We start from the raw sequence: 19,788 nt of genomic DNA on the forward strand, positions 1-19,788 counted from the left end.
ACTACGCGCAATCTCTTTCGCATACCTGGCAGGACGCTAAATATTTTTGACAATATCAGATTTATACTCAAGTAAACGATGGGGTATACATCTTTACTCCTTTCTTTTGATAAATAACTTGATATTTTTATCAGGTCTGAATTTCACGAAAAAAATAAAAGAGTAGTAATAATACATCTTTGCTTTCCGGCAGTTTCTCTACGGACGCGCAGAAGTCACACAAAAAATACGGTTATAAAACGCACAAAAAATACATTATCCATCTGGCGAACAAGCTGGTTTTTGTGATATAGTTCACAAAAATAATGAAACAGAAACAATGTTTCATTCGATGTTGATGTGACGTCCGTTGATAGCCAGAATGTCCCACGTTTCCCGGGAACAACGCCGCGCTGTCCTGGACAAAGGTCTATTCAGAGGAAATGTTTCATGGCTGCCATAACCACTGGTGTCGTTCTTCTCCGCTGGCAACTGTTGAGCGCCGTGCTCATGTTTTTAGCCAGCACGCTCAATATCCGTTTCCGTAAATCAGATTATATTGGTCTGGCAGTGATCAGTAGCGGTCTGGGCGTGGTATTCGCCTGCTGGTTTGCCACCGGTTTACTCGGTATTACCATGATGAATCTCGCCGCGATCTGGCATAACATTGAAGCCGTAATGGTCGAAACGATGAGCCAGACCCCGCCAGAATGGCCGATGGTGCTGACCTGATACGCTATCGCTGCCGGTGAAGTCGCCCACCGGTTATCTCAACGCGGAATCGCGCGCCAGGGGTAGCCTTGCGCATCATCACGTCCCTCACATAACCGTTGATGAGGGCCGCCAGGTGTGGTTATCCAAAAATGGCAAGTGGAATAGCCCTAACAGAATCGAGCTAAACTTATTGAAAACATTGCCGACTCGTTAAATGACAAAAAAAGACCCGTTTGTGCAACGGGTCTTTTTTATTAAATAGTACCGCCTGATAACAGCGACAAGCGCTGCTTATTTTACATTAATAATTTATCCGGAGAACAATCACGGATTATTTTCCCACCTTTCATTACCAGGACCCGGTCAAAATACTTTATCAGGTATCGACGATGCGTCACCATGATCAACGTTTTCCCATGAATAAACTCATCTAAGTTATCAAAAATTTGCTTCTCGGTATTCTCATCCAGATTTGATGTTGGTTCATCCCATAAAAAGACGCTGGCGTTACTGCTCAGACTGCGTGCTAATAATAACTGCTGCTGCTGTCCGGATGACAGGTTTTTAGCCATAAAATTCACCGGAAACTTCAGCCCCATAGGATGTTGCAAGATAAAACCACAGTTCGCCAGATGAAGCGCCTTCAGTACCCGGCCCCTGTCGTTTTGCGGTTTTAACGCGAAATTACTTTCAATGGTTCCGGTGAATAAAACATCATGTGTCGTCACCACACTTAAATGCTGAGAAAAAAAGTTCTGCGATAAATGTCCTAAGTTATATCCATCATATAAGATGGCACCGTCTGTTGGCGAAAGGTAGCCAGATAGCATTCCCAGTAATGAGCTTTTTCCTGCACCGCATTCGCCTACCACCGCGACACGTTGCCCCGCAGGTATGTCTATAGACAGTCGGTTAATAATCATCGGAGATTGAGCATCATACTGATAACTCACGCCCCGGATAGAGATATCGCCATTGCACTTTGATATGGACTGTAATGCCGGTGTTTTTTCTGCCTGATCTTCATCAAAAAAAGAAAGCAGATCCTTACCGGTTTTTTCTGCTGATAAAATAGAGATTAATGTAGAAGAAAAATTCGAAATGATCCCGGAGATACGGCCAGAGACAATGACAGATGAAACAATTGCGCCAGTGGTAACATCACCCTTAATTACCATAAAAAAGGCTATTACCATAATAGTTATTTGGGTAATAGATGACATACTACCCAATATAGATTGATAGATAAGATTTAATTTCCTTATCTTCAGGTTAAGATACGACTGTTCATTTGATGTATTAACCCAATCAAAAAGTAAACCTTGATTATTTAAGGTATGGATCATTTTAATAGATAAGAAAACTTCTGAGATGAAAATATTCCTGTTCTTCTGTCCTTCTTTTTGTTTGTTCATTAACTCATTAGTATAATGGTGGTTAACGATGGAAATAATAATAGAGACGATAAACATGGTAACAGGTACAATAACAACCAGACCTAAATTTACATATATAACAATGAGAAATATAATAAATATTGGAATATCGGCTATACGTTGAAAGATCGAGTTTAATAAAACGGGTTTAATTTTCTGAAACTCATTCCATAGCACAAATGCTGATGACATGGATCTGCCATTTTTCTTTTTACTATAAAGGACCGCTTCAAGAAATGCGATATCAATATCGACGTCATCCTGCCTTGCTGTGATAGACTGATAAATATCTTTCGAAGTACGAAGAATAAACTCAAAAACAATAAATACAGCAACAATTATAGCCACACCAAATAAAGATGAAACCGAAGCACTTGGAACAAGCTTATCATAGAATAGATTACTAAATACTGGGATAGTTAACGCAAAAATTGCCATAAAAAGAGATGAAAAGAAGTATTTAGTATAAAAAATCTTGTTCATCGATAAAGAGTTTTTTATGATATTTTTTACTCTTATACTATCAACAACTTTATTTAAAGGTAGTATACTAAATGCAGATAACTCTTTTAAATATTCATCTTCAATTTCAACATAACAGAGTTCACCGCGCGCGTTTACCAACTTTATTTTTTGCCCGCCGCTCACACACACCATCCACTTCATTTCTGGCGTTAATAGTAAAATCGGCATAGGCTCATTTAGTAAATCCTCACCATTATTAAATAATATATCCTGTAGAGAAAGCCCTAACGACAAAAAGAAATTCTTCATTTGTATAGAGTCGTCAGTGTTATTTCTGTCGTACTTTTTAAATCTTAAATTTATATCATCCTCTTTGATGTCAATTTTTATGTTGAATTTTTTAGACACTATAGATAATGCCGTTTCCGCACTTAAATAATAAGGTTCTAGTTTTTTATCCATAAGTAAACCCCCTCACCCAAAGGTGAGGGGCCTCCGTTATTATGCGTGTTCTTCTTGATTATCTACAGGTAACGTAACTTCATTAACGGCGAAAACATCAATAGCGCCGTTATTGTTGTGCCCTACAGAACTCGTTGAAGGGGAATCATTAATATCATCCTCGGTCTTTCCTCTTGCATTCATTGCGTTCACAATATCCGCCGAGGAGTGATCGACTGAGAATGTTTTCTCCTTAATCAGGAAATCATCGTCCTTATCAATGAATTTCACGTCCATAGTATATTCACCATCTTCCAAAGATAGCGGAACTTCGAATATTGCTTTCTGGTTAGTTATCGGCAGATTAAACTCTTCTCCTTCAAACATAACACTGACATTAACAATATTCTCAGGTACTGATATTTCAAAAGAAGGTGTCTGACTAATTGAACGATCTATTTCATCCCCGGAGTCAGCGTTTAACAATGTAATACTATAGGCTGTCTCCTTCACCACGCTTTCTTCCGCCACAGACGGCACTGTACGAAGATGCGTAGCGCTTTCGGCATTCACTGTTTCAGACTCCAGTGGAGTAACCGCTGTTGCCGTGGCGTCATCGCTCGCATCGTTATGCTGGCTATCCGCTGTTACCGTCACCGTTGAGTCAACCGTCACCGCTAGCGAAGCAGATTGCTGTGAGTTCCCCGCGCGATCCACCACCGTCACGCTCAGCGTGTAGGTACCGTCATTCCAGGCGGCTGGCGGCGTGAAGGTCCAGCCATCCGCGCCTTGCGTCGCCTGATAGATGTCTGTCACGCCGTTATGCGTCACGTTTACGGTCACCCCGGTCACATCAGCATCAATATGCTGCAGCGTGAACTTAGGCTGCGTGTGATTCGTCACGTTATCGCTGTCTGAAGCGCCATTGTCTTCACCTGCTGCCAGCGCAATCTCCGGCACGGTCAGCGTACTGTCGATCGTAACGGTAATGGGTAACGAGTTTTTCTGATTACCCGCGGCATCGCTTGCGATTACCGATATCGTATAGGAACCATCAGCTAACGGTGTACCTGGCGTAAAGAACCAAACGCCATCGGCATTTTTTTCAGCATTATATACGGTCCCATTGATATCGACCTGAACGACCACAACATCGCTTTCCAGATTCCCGATAATAAAGGTAGGTTGCTTATCTCGCGTAATATTATCGCCCACCGTACCACTGTCTGAGTCTGGAGATAATGAAATAACGGGAACCTCTTTCATGATATCGAGAGGGACATCATCACTCCGGTTACCAATCGCATCCACACTCGTAATGGTAAACTTCCCTTCCGATGGATACGGGATCGCCATACTCCATTTACCATTATCAGGAACGGTTAACGTATAAGTATTCCCATTACTATCGGTTATTATTAGCTGAGATTTGGCTTCCGCCGTCCCCTGCATAATAATTAGATCGTTGACAATATCTGAATAAGTTACGACCGGAGCGTTTGGCGGCGTTCGATCAATAAATATTTCATGTACCTCTTCCTTACGGTTGCCTGCGTTATCCTCAATACTCAAAGTGATATCGTATTTCCCTTCCGGAAGCTGATCGGTCGATAACTCCCACTGCCCATTAGCCGCAACGACAGCGGTTGCCAGCGTGACCCCTGCCACGATTAATGATACCGTAGCGCCAATTTCCCCCATACCTCTCATGGTAATAGTGGAGCTATTACTCCACCAGTCCGTTTTCGATGATGATTTATTGTCATCAAGCTCGCTGGTAAATACCTGGATATGCGTATCGACCCAAATGGAATACTTTTCCTGATTTACGTTACCAGCACGGTCCGTAGATTTAACAGTGATATCCAGCTGGCCTTCTGTGAAATAAAGCGGGTTCACCGGCATCTGCCAGTGGCCTTTGTCATTAACCCAAACTTCCCCCACATTTAAGCCATTAATGATGATTTCTATTTTGCTATTGGGCTCGGCACTGCCACTAAACAATAAGTTACGTGTCGTGTCCGTTATATATATTTTGCCATCACTACCGGTCATCTCTGCTAACGTTTGTCCGCCGATAGAATCAATAGCGACAGGCGTCGTATTTAAGGTATCGATAGTAAAGTTTAGCGTTTTCGAGGTAGCCGTGTTGCCTGCTTTATCGGTGATAACATAATAAATGCTATGGGAACCATCGCCCAACGGTGACTCAGGTCGATAAACTTGATTTCTGTCGGTCACCGTGATCGTATCGACTAACACCCCATCAATGAAAATCTGAACACTCTGGTTCATTTCTCCATAAATACTAAACGCAGGCCGGGTTTGACTCGTTATACTATCATTACTGAAAATACCGTTATCAGAACCTGCCATCATAACAGGATTATCGATAAACGTACTGGTATCTATCGTGACGAGTAAGCGAGGCGATTCTGCTGTATTACCTGCCGGGTCTTCGGCAACCACTCGGATAGAATATTCACCATCTTTTAACGCATTATCAAACTGATAGGACCAGGTTCCATCTTCAAGCACAAGAACATTTGCCACGATCTTTTCATCCACATAAATATGGATTGTGGCTCCCGCTTCTGCGGTGCCAACTAACACAGGCTTGTTGTGACTAGTAATCAGATCGTCAAGTGAACCAGAGTTGCTCGCATCTTCAAGGTTGAGCGTTGGGAAGTCGGTTGATGAATCGACATCCACGCTATAATCCTTGCTCACTTCAGTGTTGCCAGCAACGTCAGTAATGCTGAAATGAATATTAAACGTACCATCATCTTGCAGCAGTATCGGCGCGCGCCATGTGCCATCAGCCTCAACCATAACAACGTTGACTAATTTACCATCGACAAAGATGCTGACCTGAGAACCAGCCTCCCCGACACCTGAGACTGACAACGCCCGGTTATTAGAGAGGGCCGGTAATGAATCTTCATCAATGTCAAAGACAGCAATTTGAGAATCGATTGTCACGGTTGTAATCGCAGACTCAACCCGGTTACCAGCAGTATCCGTAGCAACAAATTGCACCTGATACTCGCCGTCGGCGCTATTTGCCGGCATGGTATAGCTAATATTACCTGACGAACTCGCCTCTACTGTGCCTTGTAACACACCATTAATATAAACCTGTACCGTCGCGCCGGGATCGGTCATGGCAACCAGTACCGGAGACTTATTATTGGTAATCAGATCATATTTATCACCGCTATTAGTATCCCGACTTAATGAAATATCGCTGATTTCAATCTGCGTATCATGTTCTATCAGAATATCTTTTTGTTGGCTGTTGCCCGCTTTATCTTCCGATACCACGACAAAGGCATTACTACCTTCACGCAGATCTAATTCTGCGCTCCATCGACCATCATTGCCTACCACCAGGGTAGCAATAACCACTCCCTGCGGATTCCTGATGGTTAAAGTACTTCCGGCTTCGGCAGTACCATCGATGGTGACATGAGATTTATTGGTGATCCAGTCGCCAACTTTGCCACTGTCATCAGCTTCGCGTAATACCACGGTTAACGGCGAAATTACCGTATCCAGTATCACATTCTGCGGACCAAACTCTCTGATATTGCCGGCAACGTCTTCAACTTTAAACGTTAATTCATAATTACCATCATTACCCAAAGCGGGTAATACTACGCCCCAGTGTCCTGCGCCTGTCGTATAAGCAATCGCTTTTTCAACGCCATTCACAAAGATAGTGATTTTGCTGTTTGGCTCACTGGTGCCGCCAATCTCCGGCGTCACCGTGTTGATATATCCGCCCTCATGCATTCCAGATATATTCCATACCAGTTCAGCAACCTCGGTATCGATAGTGAGATCAACGGCGGTAGAACGCAGTTCGCTATTATCGCGAGGGTTGACGATACCCACCTGGACGACATAATGGCCATCTTTCATTTCCGATAACTGGAAAGTATATCGACCCGCTGTATCCGCTGTCGCCTCGCCGACCTTCACGCCATCCACATAAATACTCACAATCGTATTAGGTAACGTGCTCCCAATCAGGGTCGGCGTTTTATTATTCGTCGTAAAGTCTCCTAAGGCACCACTATCGCTCTCCTCGCTGAGCTTTATGGTTGGAGGCGTGACATCAATAACAGGTATTACTACAGGAAAGTCGACCTGCGACGATTCATTACCCGCTTTATCTTTGGCAACAATGCTCACAACATAGGAGCCTGGCGCTAATACTGATGGCGGCGTCCAACTCCATTCGCCATTCGCATTGGCGTTTGCGGAGCCGACCACTTTCCCATCCCACTGAATCATAATCGTCGAGAACGCTTCGGCAAACCCTTTGAACTCAGGACGCAGGCTGGTTGCTTCATGCTGATCATCAATAGATGGATCCGAAAGGCGAATGGTGGGATCGATCGTAACCGTATCGATAGTGAATCTTTCCTGCGTTTGCGCAGTATTTCCCGCGACATCTGTTGCGACGACGTTGATGGTATACATGCCATCCGGCAGTATATTCGGCGTCACACTCCAGTTGCCATCAGCGCCAACCGTAATAGTTTGTTTTAAAACCTCCCGACCTGACTTATCGTCAACAATGGTAATCACCAGTTTCGCATTGGGCTCTGCAGTACCTTCGAATTTGGGATTTTGCTTATTCGTAAGGTTATCGCTATTGGAATTTCCGGTATCAGACGCTGGCTCCATTCTGACACTGACGCTTGTCGTGGTATCAATGGTAAAGGGCAGCTTAGTTTCAGAAGTATTTCCGGCAATATCTCTGAAGACAACAACGGCTTCATATACGCCATCGTTTAACGCAACGGGAACCTGAAATTCCCAGAGGTTATTGCCATTTGCCGTAACCGGATAAGAAACGCCGTTAATTCTGATTACAACAGTATCAATATCGGCGGGTACATTGCCAATAACGAAACGTGGTTTAGTGACACTCGTAATATTATCAACAGCGCTTTCGCCAGTATCATCCGCATCCAGCAAATCAATACTGGGATCAGAAACAATAGTGTCTATTGTGAATGATACCTCTTTGCTAATTTTATTACCTGCGATATCTTCAGCCACTATTTCTATTTTGTAAGTTCCATCCACTAACGGTGTATCAGGGGTAAACAGCCATTTATTACCTGCCCCCTGAGTCAGTGTGCTGGATTTCCCGTTTAAAATTACCGTCACGCTCTGCAGCGGTTCTCTGGCTGAAATTTCAAAACGTGGAGAGGTAATATTCGTAATACCATCCGTAGAATCCTTTCCGGCGTCGTCCAGCATCACGACGCTCAGGCCGTCAATCTGCGTATCCACGGTGAAGCCCAGCGTGGAATTTGCCGTATTCCCTGCCCGATCCGTCGCCTGGACATGGAGAGTATAATGACCATCAGGCAATGCGCTACCTGCAGTAAATTCCCACTGCCCGGCCGCATTTTTACTGATGGGCGTCCAGTTTACGCCATCGAAAGAAACCAGCACCGATGTCACATCATCAGGCGTTGCAATTTCAAAAGAGGGACGGGTAGCATTGGTGACATTATCGTGATCGTTGACGCCGCTATCTGTTGTTAACGTAACACTGTCAATCTGAACCTGCGTGTCGATTTCAATCTGCAGTTCGGCCGATGTTTTGGTATTACCAGCAATATCCGTTACGGTAACAGAGATCGTATGCTGACCGTCAGACAGCGGTTGATCCGGCGTAAAGGTTAAATTCCCCCCTGTGTTTTCAATGGTGTAATCCCGACCATCAATATGAACCACAATGTGTGATACATCATTATCGACATTACCGATAATAAACACCGGTTTGTTAATCCTGGTAAGATTATCATTAGTATCATCACCAGTATCATGGGTGGGATCGAGTACAATTGTCGGCTCTCGCAGAGTCGTATCAATCGTAAACTGCAGCGTTTCTTGCGCAACGTTGCCGGCGATATCAGTCACATCAACCAAGAGAGTGTGTTGCCCATCAGGTAATGCCGAACCGACATTAAATATCCAGCGGCCATCCCCTCCTTTTGTGAGTTCAATCCAATTAGCGGCGTTATCGATTTTAACGCGCACATGGGTAATATCATCAGCGGTAACAATACTAAACTGCGGCTTGTCGACTTTGGTAATGTTATCTACATCGCTATCGCCGCTATCTGTAACCAACGTGACGCTTTCAATTTCAGCCGTCGTATCTATCACAACAGGTAATGGTTTCGATGTCGCGGTATTTCCGGCCTTATCTTCAACCGTAACGGTAATATTATAAGAACCATCCGGAATGGCATTGCCTGGCGTAAATTGCCAACCAGCCCCAACCTTAGTCGCGTTATAATCATGACCATCAATCGTCACCACGACTTTGATAACATCGGGGTCAACATTACCAATCGTAAAGGTGGGTCGTGAAATATTAGTGATATTATCGGCTGTATTCGCTCCGGTATCTTGTCCTGCGTCTAAAGCAATAGTCGGAACCTGTATATTAGTATCGATATTAAATACTAAATCTTTATTCGCAATATTACCTGCCTCATCCGTGGCCTCTACGCGAAGGGTATATGTGCCGTCAACCAGAGTATTCGGGCTGTCAAAAATCCACTGTCCGTCGGCATTTTTGCGTATCACATTCCAGTTAGCGCCACCATCCAGGGTTACGCGTACCTGGACGACATCACCGGGAACGTCAATTCTGAATGACGGTTTGGCAACATTCGTTAATTGATCATTCTGCACGCCAGTATCATTAAGCAATACGATATTGTTAATGGTTGTCGTGGTGTCAATACGCACCTCAAACGGCGCAGATTCTTTTACATTCCCCGCCAGATCTTCCACCACAACGGCTAACTGATATGAGCCATCAGCCCAGCTCGCAGAAGGCGTAAAGCGCCATTGACCATTGGTGAATACCGCCGCTTCCTCGTGCGTTTTACCGTTGTAAGTTACTTTGACCATCACGCGCGTAACGTCAGAATCAACCTGGCGTATGTCGAACACAGGCCGATCGTGATTGGTGAGGCGATCGCCAACAGTACCGCTATCTTCGCCAGCTGCCAGTTCAATCACCGGCGTAGTCAACGTACCGTCTATCGTCACCTTTAAAGGCGCGGATGTTTGCTGGTTGCCTGCCACATCTGTTACCGTCACGGTGAATGTGTAGCTACCGTCCGCCAAAGCAGAATCTGGTCGATAGCGCCAGCCGTCGGCTGATTCGGTGAGTACCACCGTTTTAAACGTACCGTTATGCTCAATACTCAATTCCACGTGTCGAACATCTTTATCGATACTCCCCAACACAAATACCGGCTGAGTGACGCTGGTCAGATTATCGTTCTTATTCTGTCCGGTATCCTGATCGGGCGCTAGCTCAATGGTTGGCGTCAACAACGTGATGTCGATAGTGAAATCGAGCGTCCCCGTCATCTTATTACCCGCACCGTCAGTCACTTCCACGATCAGGGTATGCTGTCCCTCTGGCATATCCGTCGGCCAGGTGTAATCCCAAATGCCAGCCGTCGAACTCTTGATTGCAGTAACCCAGGTCGTGCCGCCGTCAATACTCAGAAGAACCTTTTCCACATCATCCGGTACCGAGATCTGGAACTGCGGACGCACATGTTTTGTGACATTATCGCCAGGGACGCCGCTATCGTTGACTAATTCAATATGATCAATGGCTATTTGCGTATCCACTGTCACCGTCAGCGGCGTAGACGGACGCGTATTTCCCGCCCGATCCTCCACTGTCACCGTCAGCGTATAATCACCGTCGCCCCACGGTGCTGGCGGTGTAAAGCTCCATCCTCCAGCCCCCTGTGTCGCAGTAAACGAGGTTGTCGTTCCATTATGCGTGACGCTGACTGTAACGTTGATAACATCCGAATCGATATTCTGCAGAATAAAGGTCGGTCGGGTGCGATTGGTCATATCATCGCCAGGCGTACCGGTATCATCCGTGCTATCCAGCGCAATAGTCGGCGTCGACAACCGGGTGTCGATGAAAAATTCAAGCGTTTGCGTCGCCGTATTGCCCGCTCTGTCGGTGACCATGACGGTTAGGGTGTGTTTTCCATCGCCCATATCCGTTGGCCAGGTATAGCCCCAGACGCCTTCAATACCCTGCGCCGCGCTCACCCAGTTTGCGCCCCCATCAATGCTCAGTTGCACAGAATTCACATCCGCCGGCACCGTGATCTCAAACTGCGGACGGGTGCTGTTAGTTAGATTGTCATCAGGCACGCCATGATCATTGACCAATGTAATATCAGTAATGCTGGTTTGCGTATCTACCGTCACTATCAGCGGCGTGGACTGACGAACGTTTCCTGCGTTATCCGTTACCTCTACCGTCAGTGTATAGCTACCGTCCGCCCAGTCAGCATCTGGCGTAAAGCGCCACTGTCCTCCAACCTGGGTTAGTGTCACTTCCTGGCTATTGCCGCCCTGTGTGATCCGCAAAATGACCGATTGCGCATCGGCGTCAATATTGCCAATGGTAAAGCCCGGCCTTTTGGCGCTCGTAATATGATCGCCAATGGCACCTGTATCGTCCCTGCTATCCATAGTGATGGTAGGCGTTGACAGCCGGGTATCAATGGTAAAATCGAGCGTCTGCGTCGTCTTATTTCCCGCCTTATCGGTCGCTTCTACCGTCAGGGTATGTAGCCCGTCGGTCACATCTTTCGGCCAGGTGTAATCCCAGATCCCTGCCGTGCCCTGTGTTGCACGAACCCACGTATTACCGCCGTCGATACTCAGACGTACCTCGTTGACATCCCCTGGCACCGTGACGCGGAAGTGTGGACGAACGTCATTGGTCAGGTTGTCGCCGGGAATACCGTTATCATTAACCAGTTCAATAACATCAATGGTGATTTGGGTATCAACCGTGACCGTCAGCGGCGCTGAGTATTTTACGTTCCCTGCATCATCCTCCACCCTCACCGTCAGCGTATAGTCGCCATCTGCCCATGTGCCGGTCGGTGTCACGCTCCAGATGCCGGTCGCGCCTTTGGTGGCCGTCAGCACTTCTTTCGTGCCGCCATACTGCACCTCAACCGTGACATACCGCGCGTCTGCGTCAATATTGCCCAGTATAAACGTCGGCTTATTCGCGTTGGTCAGGTTATCGCCTTTTGTTCCGCTGTCGTCCGTGCTGTCCAGCACGATAGTCGGTTCTGACAGCATGGTATCGATGATGAAGTCCAGTTTCTGCGTCGTCTGGTTTCCCGCCTTGTCGGTCGCCTCCACTGTCAGGGTATGCTTCCCCTCTCCCACATCAGCCAGCCAGGTATAATCCCAGACGCCCGGCGTCGCGCTCTGGGTAGCGTTGAACCACGTCTTGCCGCCGTCAATGCTCAGGCGCACCACGTTGACATCCGTCGGTACCGTCACCTGGAAGTGCGGACGCACGTTATTAGTCAGATTATCGTTGGGAATACCGCTGTCATTGACCAGTTCAATGTTATTAATGGCGATTTGCGTGTCCACCGTCACCGTCAGCGATGCAGAATGGCTGGTGTTCCCCGCTTTATCTTCGACTGACACACTCAGGGTATAATCACCATCCGCCCACGCCCCTGTCGGCGTAAAGCTCCATCCGCCTGTGCCTTTCGTGGCGTCAAATGTGGTGGTGACGCCGCCATGCTCCACGCTGACCGTAACGCGAACGGCATCATCATCAATATGTTGCAGGTTAAATGTCGGCTGGGTGCGATTGGTCATGTTATCGCCCTGGATGCCGGTGTCGTCCGCGCTATCCAGTACGATGACCGGCGTCGACAGCGTGGTATCAATAGTGAAGTGGAGTGTCTCCGTCACCGTATTACCCGCATTGTCAGTCGCTTTCACATTCAGCGTATAGTCGCCATCCGGCACGGTGCCCGGCCAGGTATAATTCCAGACGCCCGGCGTCGCGCTCTGTGTCGCCTTAACCCAGGTCACGCCACCGTCAATGCTCAGACTGACTTCGTTAACGTCCCCCGGTACCGTCACGCGGAACTGCGGATGGGCGTCGTTAGTCATATTGTCGCCGGGAATACCGTTATCATTAACCAGTTCAATAGCATCAATGGTGATTTGGGTATCAACAGTGACCGTCAGCGACGCTGAGTGTTTTTCGTTCCCCGCCTCATCTTCCACCCTCACTGTCAGCGTATAGTCGCCATCTGCCCATGTACCGGTCGGTGTCACGCTCCAGTTGCCGGTCGCGTCTTTGGTGGCCGTCAGCACCTCTTTCGTGCCGCCATGCTGCACCTCAACCGTGACATACCGCGCGTCTGCGTCAATATTGCCCAGTAAAAACGTCGGCTTATTTACGTTGGTCAGGTTATCGCCTTTTGTTCCGCTGTCGTCCGTGTTGTCCAGCACAATAGTCGGTTCTGACAGCATGGTATCGATGATGAAGTCCAGTTGCTGCGTCGTTTTGTTTCCCGCCTTGTCGGTCGCCTCCACTGTCAGGGTATGCTTCCCCTCTCCCACATCAGCCAGCCAGGTATAATCCCAGACGCCCGGCGTCGCGCTCTGGGTAGCGTTGAACCACGTCTTGCCGCCGTCAATGCTCAGGCGCACCACGTTGACATCCGTCGGTACCGTCACCTGGAAGTGCGGACGCACGTTATTAGTCAGATTATCGTTGGGAATACCGCTGTCATTGACCAGTTCAATATGGTCAATGGCGATTTGCGTATCGATGGTGACCGTCAACGGCGCTGAGTGGCGAATATTACCCGCCTCATCTTTCACCGTTACCGTCAGCGTATAGTCGCCATCAGTCCACGCGCTGCCGGGTACAAAACGCCACTGCCCGTTAGTCTGCGTCAGCTCCACCTCCTCGCTGTGACCATCGCGCATCACCTGCACGACGACCTGAGTCACGTCAGAATCAATACCGCCGATAATAAAACCCGGTGTTTTAACGTTAGTCTTATTATCGTTGGCGGTGCCGCTATCATCTGCGCTATCCAGCGTGATGGTCGGTGTCGACAATGTGGTATCAATGATAAAATTGAGCGTTTCCGTCGCCGTGTTGCCTGCAACATCGGTTGCTTTCACTGTCAGGGTATACGTATTTTCGACCAGATCTGTCGGCCATATATACTCCCAAACGCCGTCGGACGTCAGCGTTGCGTTAACCCAGTTGATGCCGCCATCAAGACTCAGTTGCACAGAGTTCACGTCCGTCGGTACCGTAATATGAAACTGTGGACGTGCTTCATTGGTCAGGTTATCCCCGACAATACCCGTGTCATTAAGAAGTTCAATGCGATCAATAGACGTTTGCGTATCGATAGTCACCGTCAGCGGCGCAGAATAATTTGTATTACCCGCCTTATCTTCTACCTTTACCGTCAGCGTATAGTCGCCATCGGTCCAGGCTGCGCCCGGCGTAAAGCGCCACACACCGCCGTTCTTAATCAACTCTATCTGTTGGTTCTTACCATCATGCGCCACCGTCACCACCACTTTGGTCACGTCGGCGTCGATATTACCGAGGGTAAAGCCTGGCATCTTAACGTTGGTGATGTTATCGCCAGCGGCGCTGTCATCCGCACTGTCCAGGGTAATCGTCGGTTCTGACAGCATGGTATCGATGATGAAGTCCAGTTTCTGCGTCGTTTTGTTTCCCGCCTTGTCGGACGCTTCCACCATCAGGGTGTGAGGGCCGTTAGCCACATTCGTCAGCCAGGTATAATCCCAGACGCCCGACGTCGCGCTCTGCGTGGCGTCAAACCACGTTTTGCCGCCATCAATGCTCAGTCTTACACCGTTAACATCCGCCGGTACTGTCACCTGAAAGTGCGGGCGCGCTTCATTGGTCAGATTATCGCCGGGGATACCGCTGTCGTTAACCAGTTCAATACGGTCAATGGCGATATGCGTGTCCACTGTCACCGTCAACGGCGCGGACTGCTTCACATTTCCGGCCCTATCTTCTACCTTCACCGTCAGGATATAGTCGCCGTCCGCCCAGTCGCTGGTCGGCGCAAAGCGCCACTGTCCGCCGGTCTGAACCAGTGGCACCTCCTGTTTAATGCCATTGTGCATTACCTCCACTATCACCCTGCTGACATCGGTATCAATATTGTTGAGGGTAAAGCCCGGCGTTTTAACATTGGTGATATTATCGCCCGCGATGCCGCTGTCATCTGCGCTGTCCAGCGAGAGGGTCGGCACAGACAGAGTGGTATCGATGGTGAAATCGAGCGTCTGTGTTGTCTTATTTCCCGCCTCATCGGTCGCTTCTACCGTCAGGGTATAGCCTCCGTCGGCCACATCATCCGGCCAGATATAATCCCAGACGCCCGGCGTCGCGTTCTGGGTAGCGTTGAACCACGTCTTGCCGCCGTCAATGCTCAGGCGCACCACGTTGACATCCGTCGGTACCGTCACCTGGAAGTGCGGACGCACGTTATTAGTCAGATTATCGTTGGGAATACCGCTGTCATTGACCAGTTCAATGTTATTAATGGCGATTTGCGTGTCCACCGTCACCGTCAGCGATGCAGAATGGCTGGTGTTCCCCGCTTTATCTTCGACTGACACACTCAGGGTATAATCACCATCCGCCCACGCCCCTGTCGGCGTAAAGCTCCATCCGCCTGTGCCTTTCGTGGCGTCAAATGTGGTGGTGACGCCGCCATGCTCCACGCTGACCGTAACGCGAACGGCATCATCATCAATATGCTGCAGGGCAAATGTCGGCTGGGTGCTATTCGTCATGTTATCGCCCTGGACACCGGTATCGTCCGCGCTATTCAGTACGATGACCGGCACTGACAGCGTGGTATCCACCGCGAAATCGATGGTCTTCGTCACTGTATTGCCTGCTTTATCAGTCGCTTCCACCGTTAGCGTGTATTGACCATCTGCCAGGTCTGTCGGCCAGATATACTCCCAGCTTCCTGCCACGCCCGGAGTTGCCTGAACCCACGAATTACCACCGTCAATGCTCAGACGGACTTCATTGACATCCGTCGGTACCGTCACACGAAAGTGGGGACGGTCGTCGTTGGTCATATTATCGCCTTTCACACCGCTATCGTTGACCAGTTCCACCCCATCAATGGCGATTTGGGTATCGATAACGACCGTCAGCGGCGCTGAGTAGTTGGTATTTCCTGCCTTATCTTCTACTTTCACCGTTAACGTGTAGCTGCCATCCGCCCACGTATTCCCTGGTGTAAATAACCAACTACCATTGAGGTGGGAAAGTTCGATCTCTTCACTCACGCCATTGTGCATCACCTGTACGACGACCCGATGCGCATCGGCATCAACACCGGAAATAGCAAAACCTGGCTTATTGATGTTGGTCAGGTTATCGCCTGTAACCCCCGTATCATCCTTAGAAAGCAGGGAAATCACCGGCGTTGATACTGTGGTATCGATAGTAAAATCGAATACCGCGCTGTTCGCTTTATTACCCGCAATGTCCTCAACCTTGACATAAACCTGATGCAAGCCTTCCGTTAAATCTGAAGTAAAGGTATAGGCCCATGAACCATCAGGTTGTTGCGTGGCAACACCGATCTGCGTATCAGACGCGGCATCCCATACCTGAACACTGATAATGTCCGGATCAATATCTTTTAGGTGCAAGGTAGGTTTAACGATATTCGTTAAATTATCATCTGAAATTCCCGAATCTGAATCCGGGCTCAATGAAACTATCGGTATTGAAATAGCAGTATCGACGCTAATTAAGAAAGGATCCGAATGGGCAATGTTGCCAGCGATATCTTCAACTGAAGCAGTTATTCTATGATCGCCATCAACCAAATCTTGATCGGCTTTCAGGGTATACTCCCATCTGCCATCTTTATTTGTTCTGACCTCAGCGATCAGCGCACCATCAATATAGAGTTTAACCGTTGAATAGGGTGCAGCAGTTCCTGTCAGTGCAGGATTCTTTTCATTAATAATATGGTCTGTATTATCAACCCCCGTATCGTTGACCAACTCTATTGTTGGTTTTTGCGTTTGCGTTACGATTTGGAAATTATACGCTGATGAGGAGGCAGTATTACCGGCAATATCTTCTACCTTTACCGTTACGTCATGCGAGCCATCGGATAACGCTGTGGTAAATTGAAAATTCCATACACCATCATCGCCAGCAATAGCCTCACCACTTAACACACCGTCAACATAGATGGAAACCTTAGCATTAGCTTCAGCCATCCCGGTAAACAACGGCGTATTAATTTTAGTAATCATATCGCCTTTAACGCCAGAATCAGCGCTATCATGCAACATAACAGTAGGGATCGGCGTAAAGCTATCAATGGTAAGCTGATAATCTACAGATGACGTTCTTCCTAAAGGATCGATGGATTCAACCGTAATCTTATAAACATTGTCAGACAGATTTCGGGAAATATCAAAATTCCAGTTACCGTCTGCATCCGCAGTCGTCACGCCTATCGTTTTACCATCAATAAGGATATTTACGGTAGCAAACCTATCCGCTGTTCCCAGTAATGTCAGAGCATTATGTTTATTGGTAATCCAGTCGCCTTTTGCACCGGAATCATCACTGGCATCGAGTTCCGCTTTTGGAGGTACAACTTCAGTTTGAATAGTAAAAGAATATTTAACAGTAGAGGATTTATTACCGGCGGCATCCTGAGAAATGATTTCAATATCATAGGCGCCCTGAAGAAATTTATTACTAAACTGATAATTCCAGGTCCCGTTTGAGTCAACCTCAATGCTGTCATATAATTTACCATCTCGCATCAATAAGATGGTAGACTTTGGCTCTGCCGTACCGACTAAAGCCGGTAAATCATTCCCTGATAAAATTATACCATTCGGTAAAACAACAAAGTCCTCCAAAGAAACCGTCGGAGGTACAGGGGCAACAGTATCGATAACGTAACTAAAGGAAAAATCCTTTTTGTTGCCAGCGACATCTTCAACAGTGAACGTAAGATTGTTAATCCCTTCCACTGAGTCGGAAGTGAAATTGAACGTCCATTCGCCCTTGTCATTCGCTTTAAAAATAACCTCTTCGCCAGTCTCACTATTTATGACACTGATAATAGCATTTGGCTCAGTTTTACCTGTAAAGGTTGGGCGAGTATTGTTAGTAACGTTATCTCCGACAATACCGCTATCATTCGTCGTTTCAATCTCAGCGCTGAAATAGCTGATACGTGTATCAATAGTAAAAGGCAGATTTGCCGTCGCTGAGGTATGCCCGGCAATATCAGTAGCTGTTGCTGTTATATTGTATTCGCCATCCTTGAGCGGCGTAGTAAGCGTATAGCTCCATGTCCCATCTTTAGCAACAATGACCTCACCAAGATGTTTAAGTCCAAGATAAATAGAGACTGTAGAACCGGGTTCCGCCACACCAATAAATGTTGGCAGGGTGCTATTTGTAATGCTGTCATTTTTAATGCCGGAATCACTACTATCATCCAGCTCAATCGTCGGCTTTTCCGGAGCAATGGTGTCGGTTATGATACTATCCGTCGTTTCGTTTTTATTACCTGCTTTATCTACGGCAACGACTTTTATACTATTTTCGCCCTCAGATAATTCATTATCTTTAAATTCATAACTCCAGTTTCCATCTTTATCGACATCAACACTGGCAACCAGTTTATTATCTACATAAATGTCAACCTTGGCATTCTCTTCCGCCGTACCAACAATTGAAGGCGTCAAGGTCGGCGTTAAGCCCTTATGACCAGACACACTACTTTCAGGCGAAAGTTCAAATGTTGGCTTATCGGTAACGGAATCGATAGTAATGACAAGTTTGGTGCTACCGCTCCCATCAGCAGTCTTGGCCTCTGCCTCCAGATTGTATGTTCCATCAGTCAATGTTTCAGGCGCAGTGAAGGTGAAGTTACCCAAACTATCCGCTACAGCCTGACCGACAGCAATACCATTAATTTTAATAATGACCGTGGCATTGGGAGCAGTGCTACCTACAAACTGAGGTTTGGTAAAATTAGTTATACTATCATCTTTGCTACCGCTGTTACTCTCGGCCGCAAGCGCTAATGTGACTTTAAGCGGCTCTTTAACAGACTCGGCATCGAGCTTATTTTCCTCATTTTTACTGCTATTACTTTTGCCAGTGCTGGTATTTTTATTAATAGGTTGAGGAAGAACTTTTTCAGCATCGTTCTGTTTAGAAGCCTGCGTTGCTTTAGCCTGTGTATTTTGCTGGGAAGCATCGCTTTGCTGAGCCAGATTATCTTTTGCTACATTGTCAGCCAAAAAATTCTGCAGCATTTCTTCAATTTGCTTTGACGAGTTCTGTACTTCAAACGCTTCATTGAGCGCTTTTTCTGCAGCCTCCTTAGCTTTCTCTGCTTCTTCCTTCGCCTTATCAGCTTCTTTCTTTGCGTTTTCAGCCTCGTCAAGCTGCTTTTTTAATTCCTCTTCTTCCTTCTTATTTCGTCGTTTGCCATTACCTTTCTTTTCTACCTGAGCAGAATCAACCAATGAGCTGTCAATTCTCTCTAGTTGAATATCTTTTAAATCTACGCTACCCAGAATTTTAGCGCCGGTAATAGTCTTATCTTTAAATTTAACAGCGAGGTTATTGCCTTTGATACTTGAATAAAGAGCGCCATTGACAATGATCACTGAACCATGCGGCGTGGTAATGTTCATGTCTGGCCCGGAAAGAGAAACTTTTGCGCCTTTGGCATTACCCAAAGAAGATAAATCAATTACAGAATTTTGATCGGCAAAAAACTTTTGTATGCTTTTATTTCCCATAATATTATATTCA

Annotated in this window: 3 protein-coding genes; 1 reads left to right on the plus strand and 2 read right to left on the minus strand. The window is 47.0% G+C overall.

The features are described 5' to 3' along the window. Positions 1 to 429: 429 nt before the first annotated feature. Entirely contained in the window at positions 430 to 711 is a 282-nt protein-coding gene (locus NAZ64_RS18060; RefSeq protein ID WP_483641001.1) for a YjcB family protein, read from the plus strand. Positions 712 to 989: 278 nt separating this feature from the next. Here NAZ64_RS18060 and siiF read toward each other — a convergent pair whose 3' ends face one another. Beyond that, positions 990 to 3,056: an SPI-4 type I secretion system protein SiiF gene (siiF, locus tag NAZ64_RS18065; protein ID WP_000358571.1), complete on the minus strand. Its 2,067-nt coding sequence runs from the start codon at positions 3,054 to 3,056 to the stop codon at positions 990 to 992. A 39-nt stretch (positions 3,057 to 3,095) separates the two neighbouring features. Continuing rightward, on the minus strand, positions 3,096 to 19,775 hold the full coding sequence (gene siiE, locus NAZ64_RS18070) for a non-fimbrial adhesin SiiE (protein ID WP_483641002.1): 16,680 nt from the start codon (positions 19,773 to 19,775) through the stop codon (positions 3,096 to 3,098). Positions 19,776 to 19,788: the final 13 nt, after the last annotated feature.

It is taken from the genome of Salmonella sp. A1325, assembly GCF_056991255.1.

Bases quoted from the DNA above. Each gene is read 5' to 3' on its own strand.
- NAZ64_RS18060 (WP_483641001.1), top strand. From the start codon at position 430: ATGGCTGCCATAACCACTGGTGTCGTTCTTCTCCGCTGGCAACTGTTG.
- siiF (WP_000358571.1), bottom strand. From the start codon at position 3,056: ATGGATAAAAAACTAGAACCTTATTATTTAAGTGCGGAAACGGCATTA.
- siiE (WP_483641002.1), bottom strand. From the start codon at position 19,775: ATGGGAAATAAAAGCATACAAAAGTTTTTTGCCGATCAAAATTCTGTA.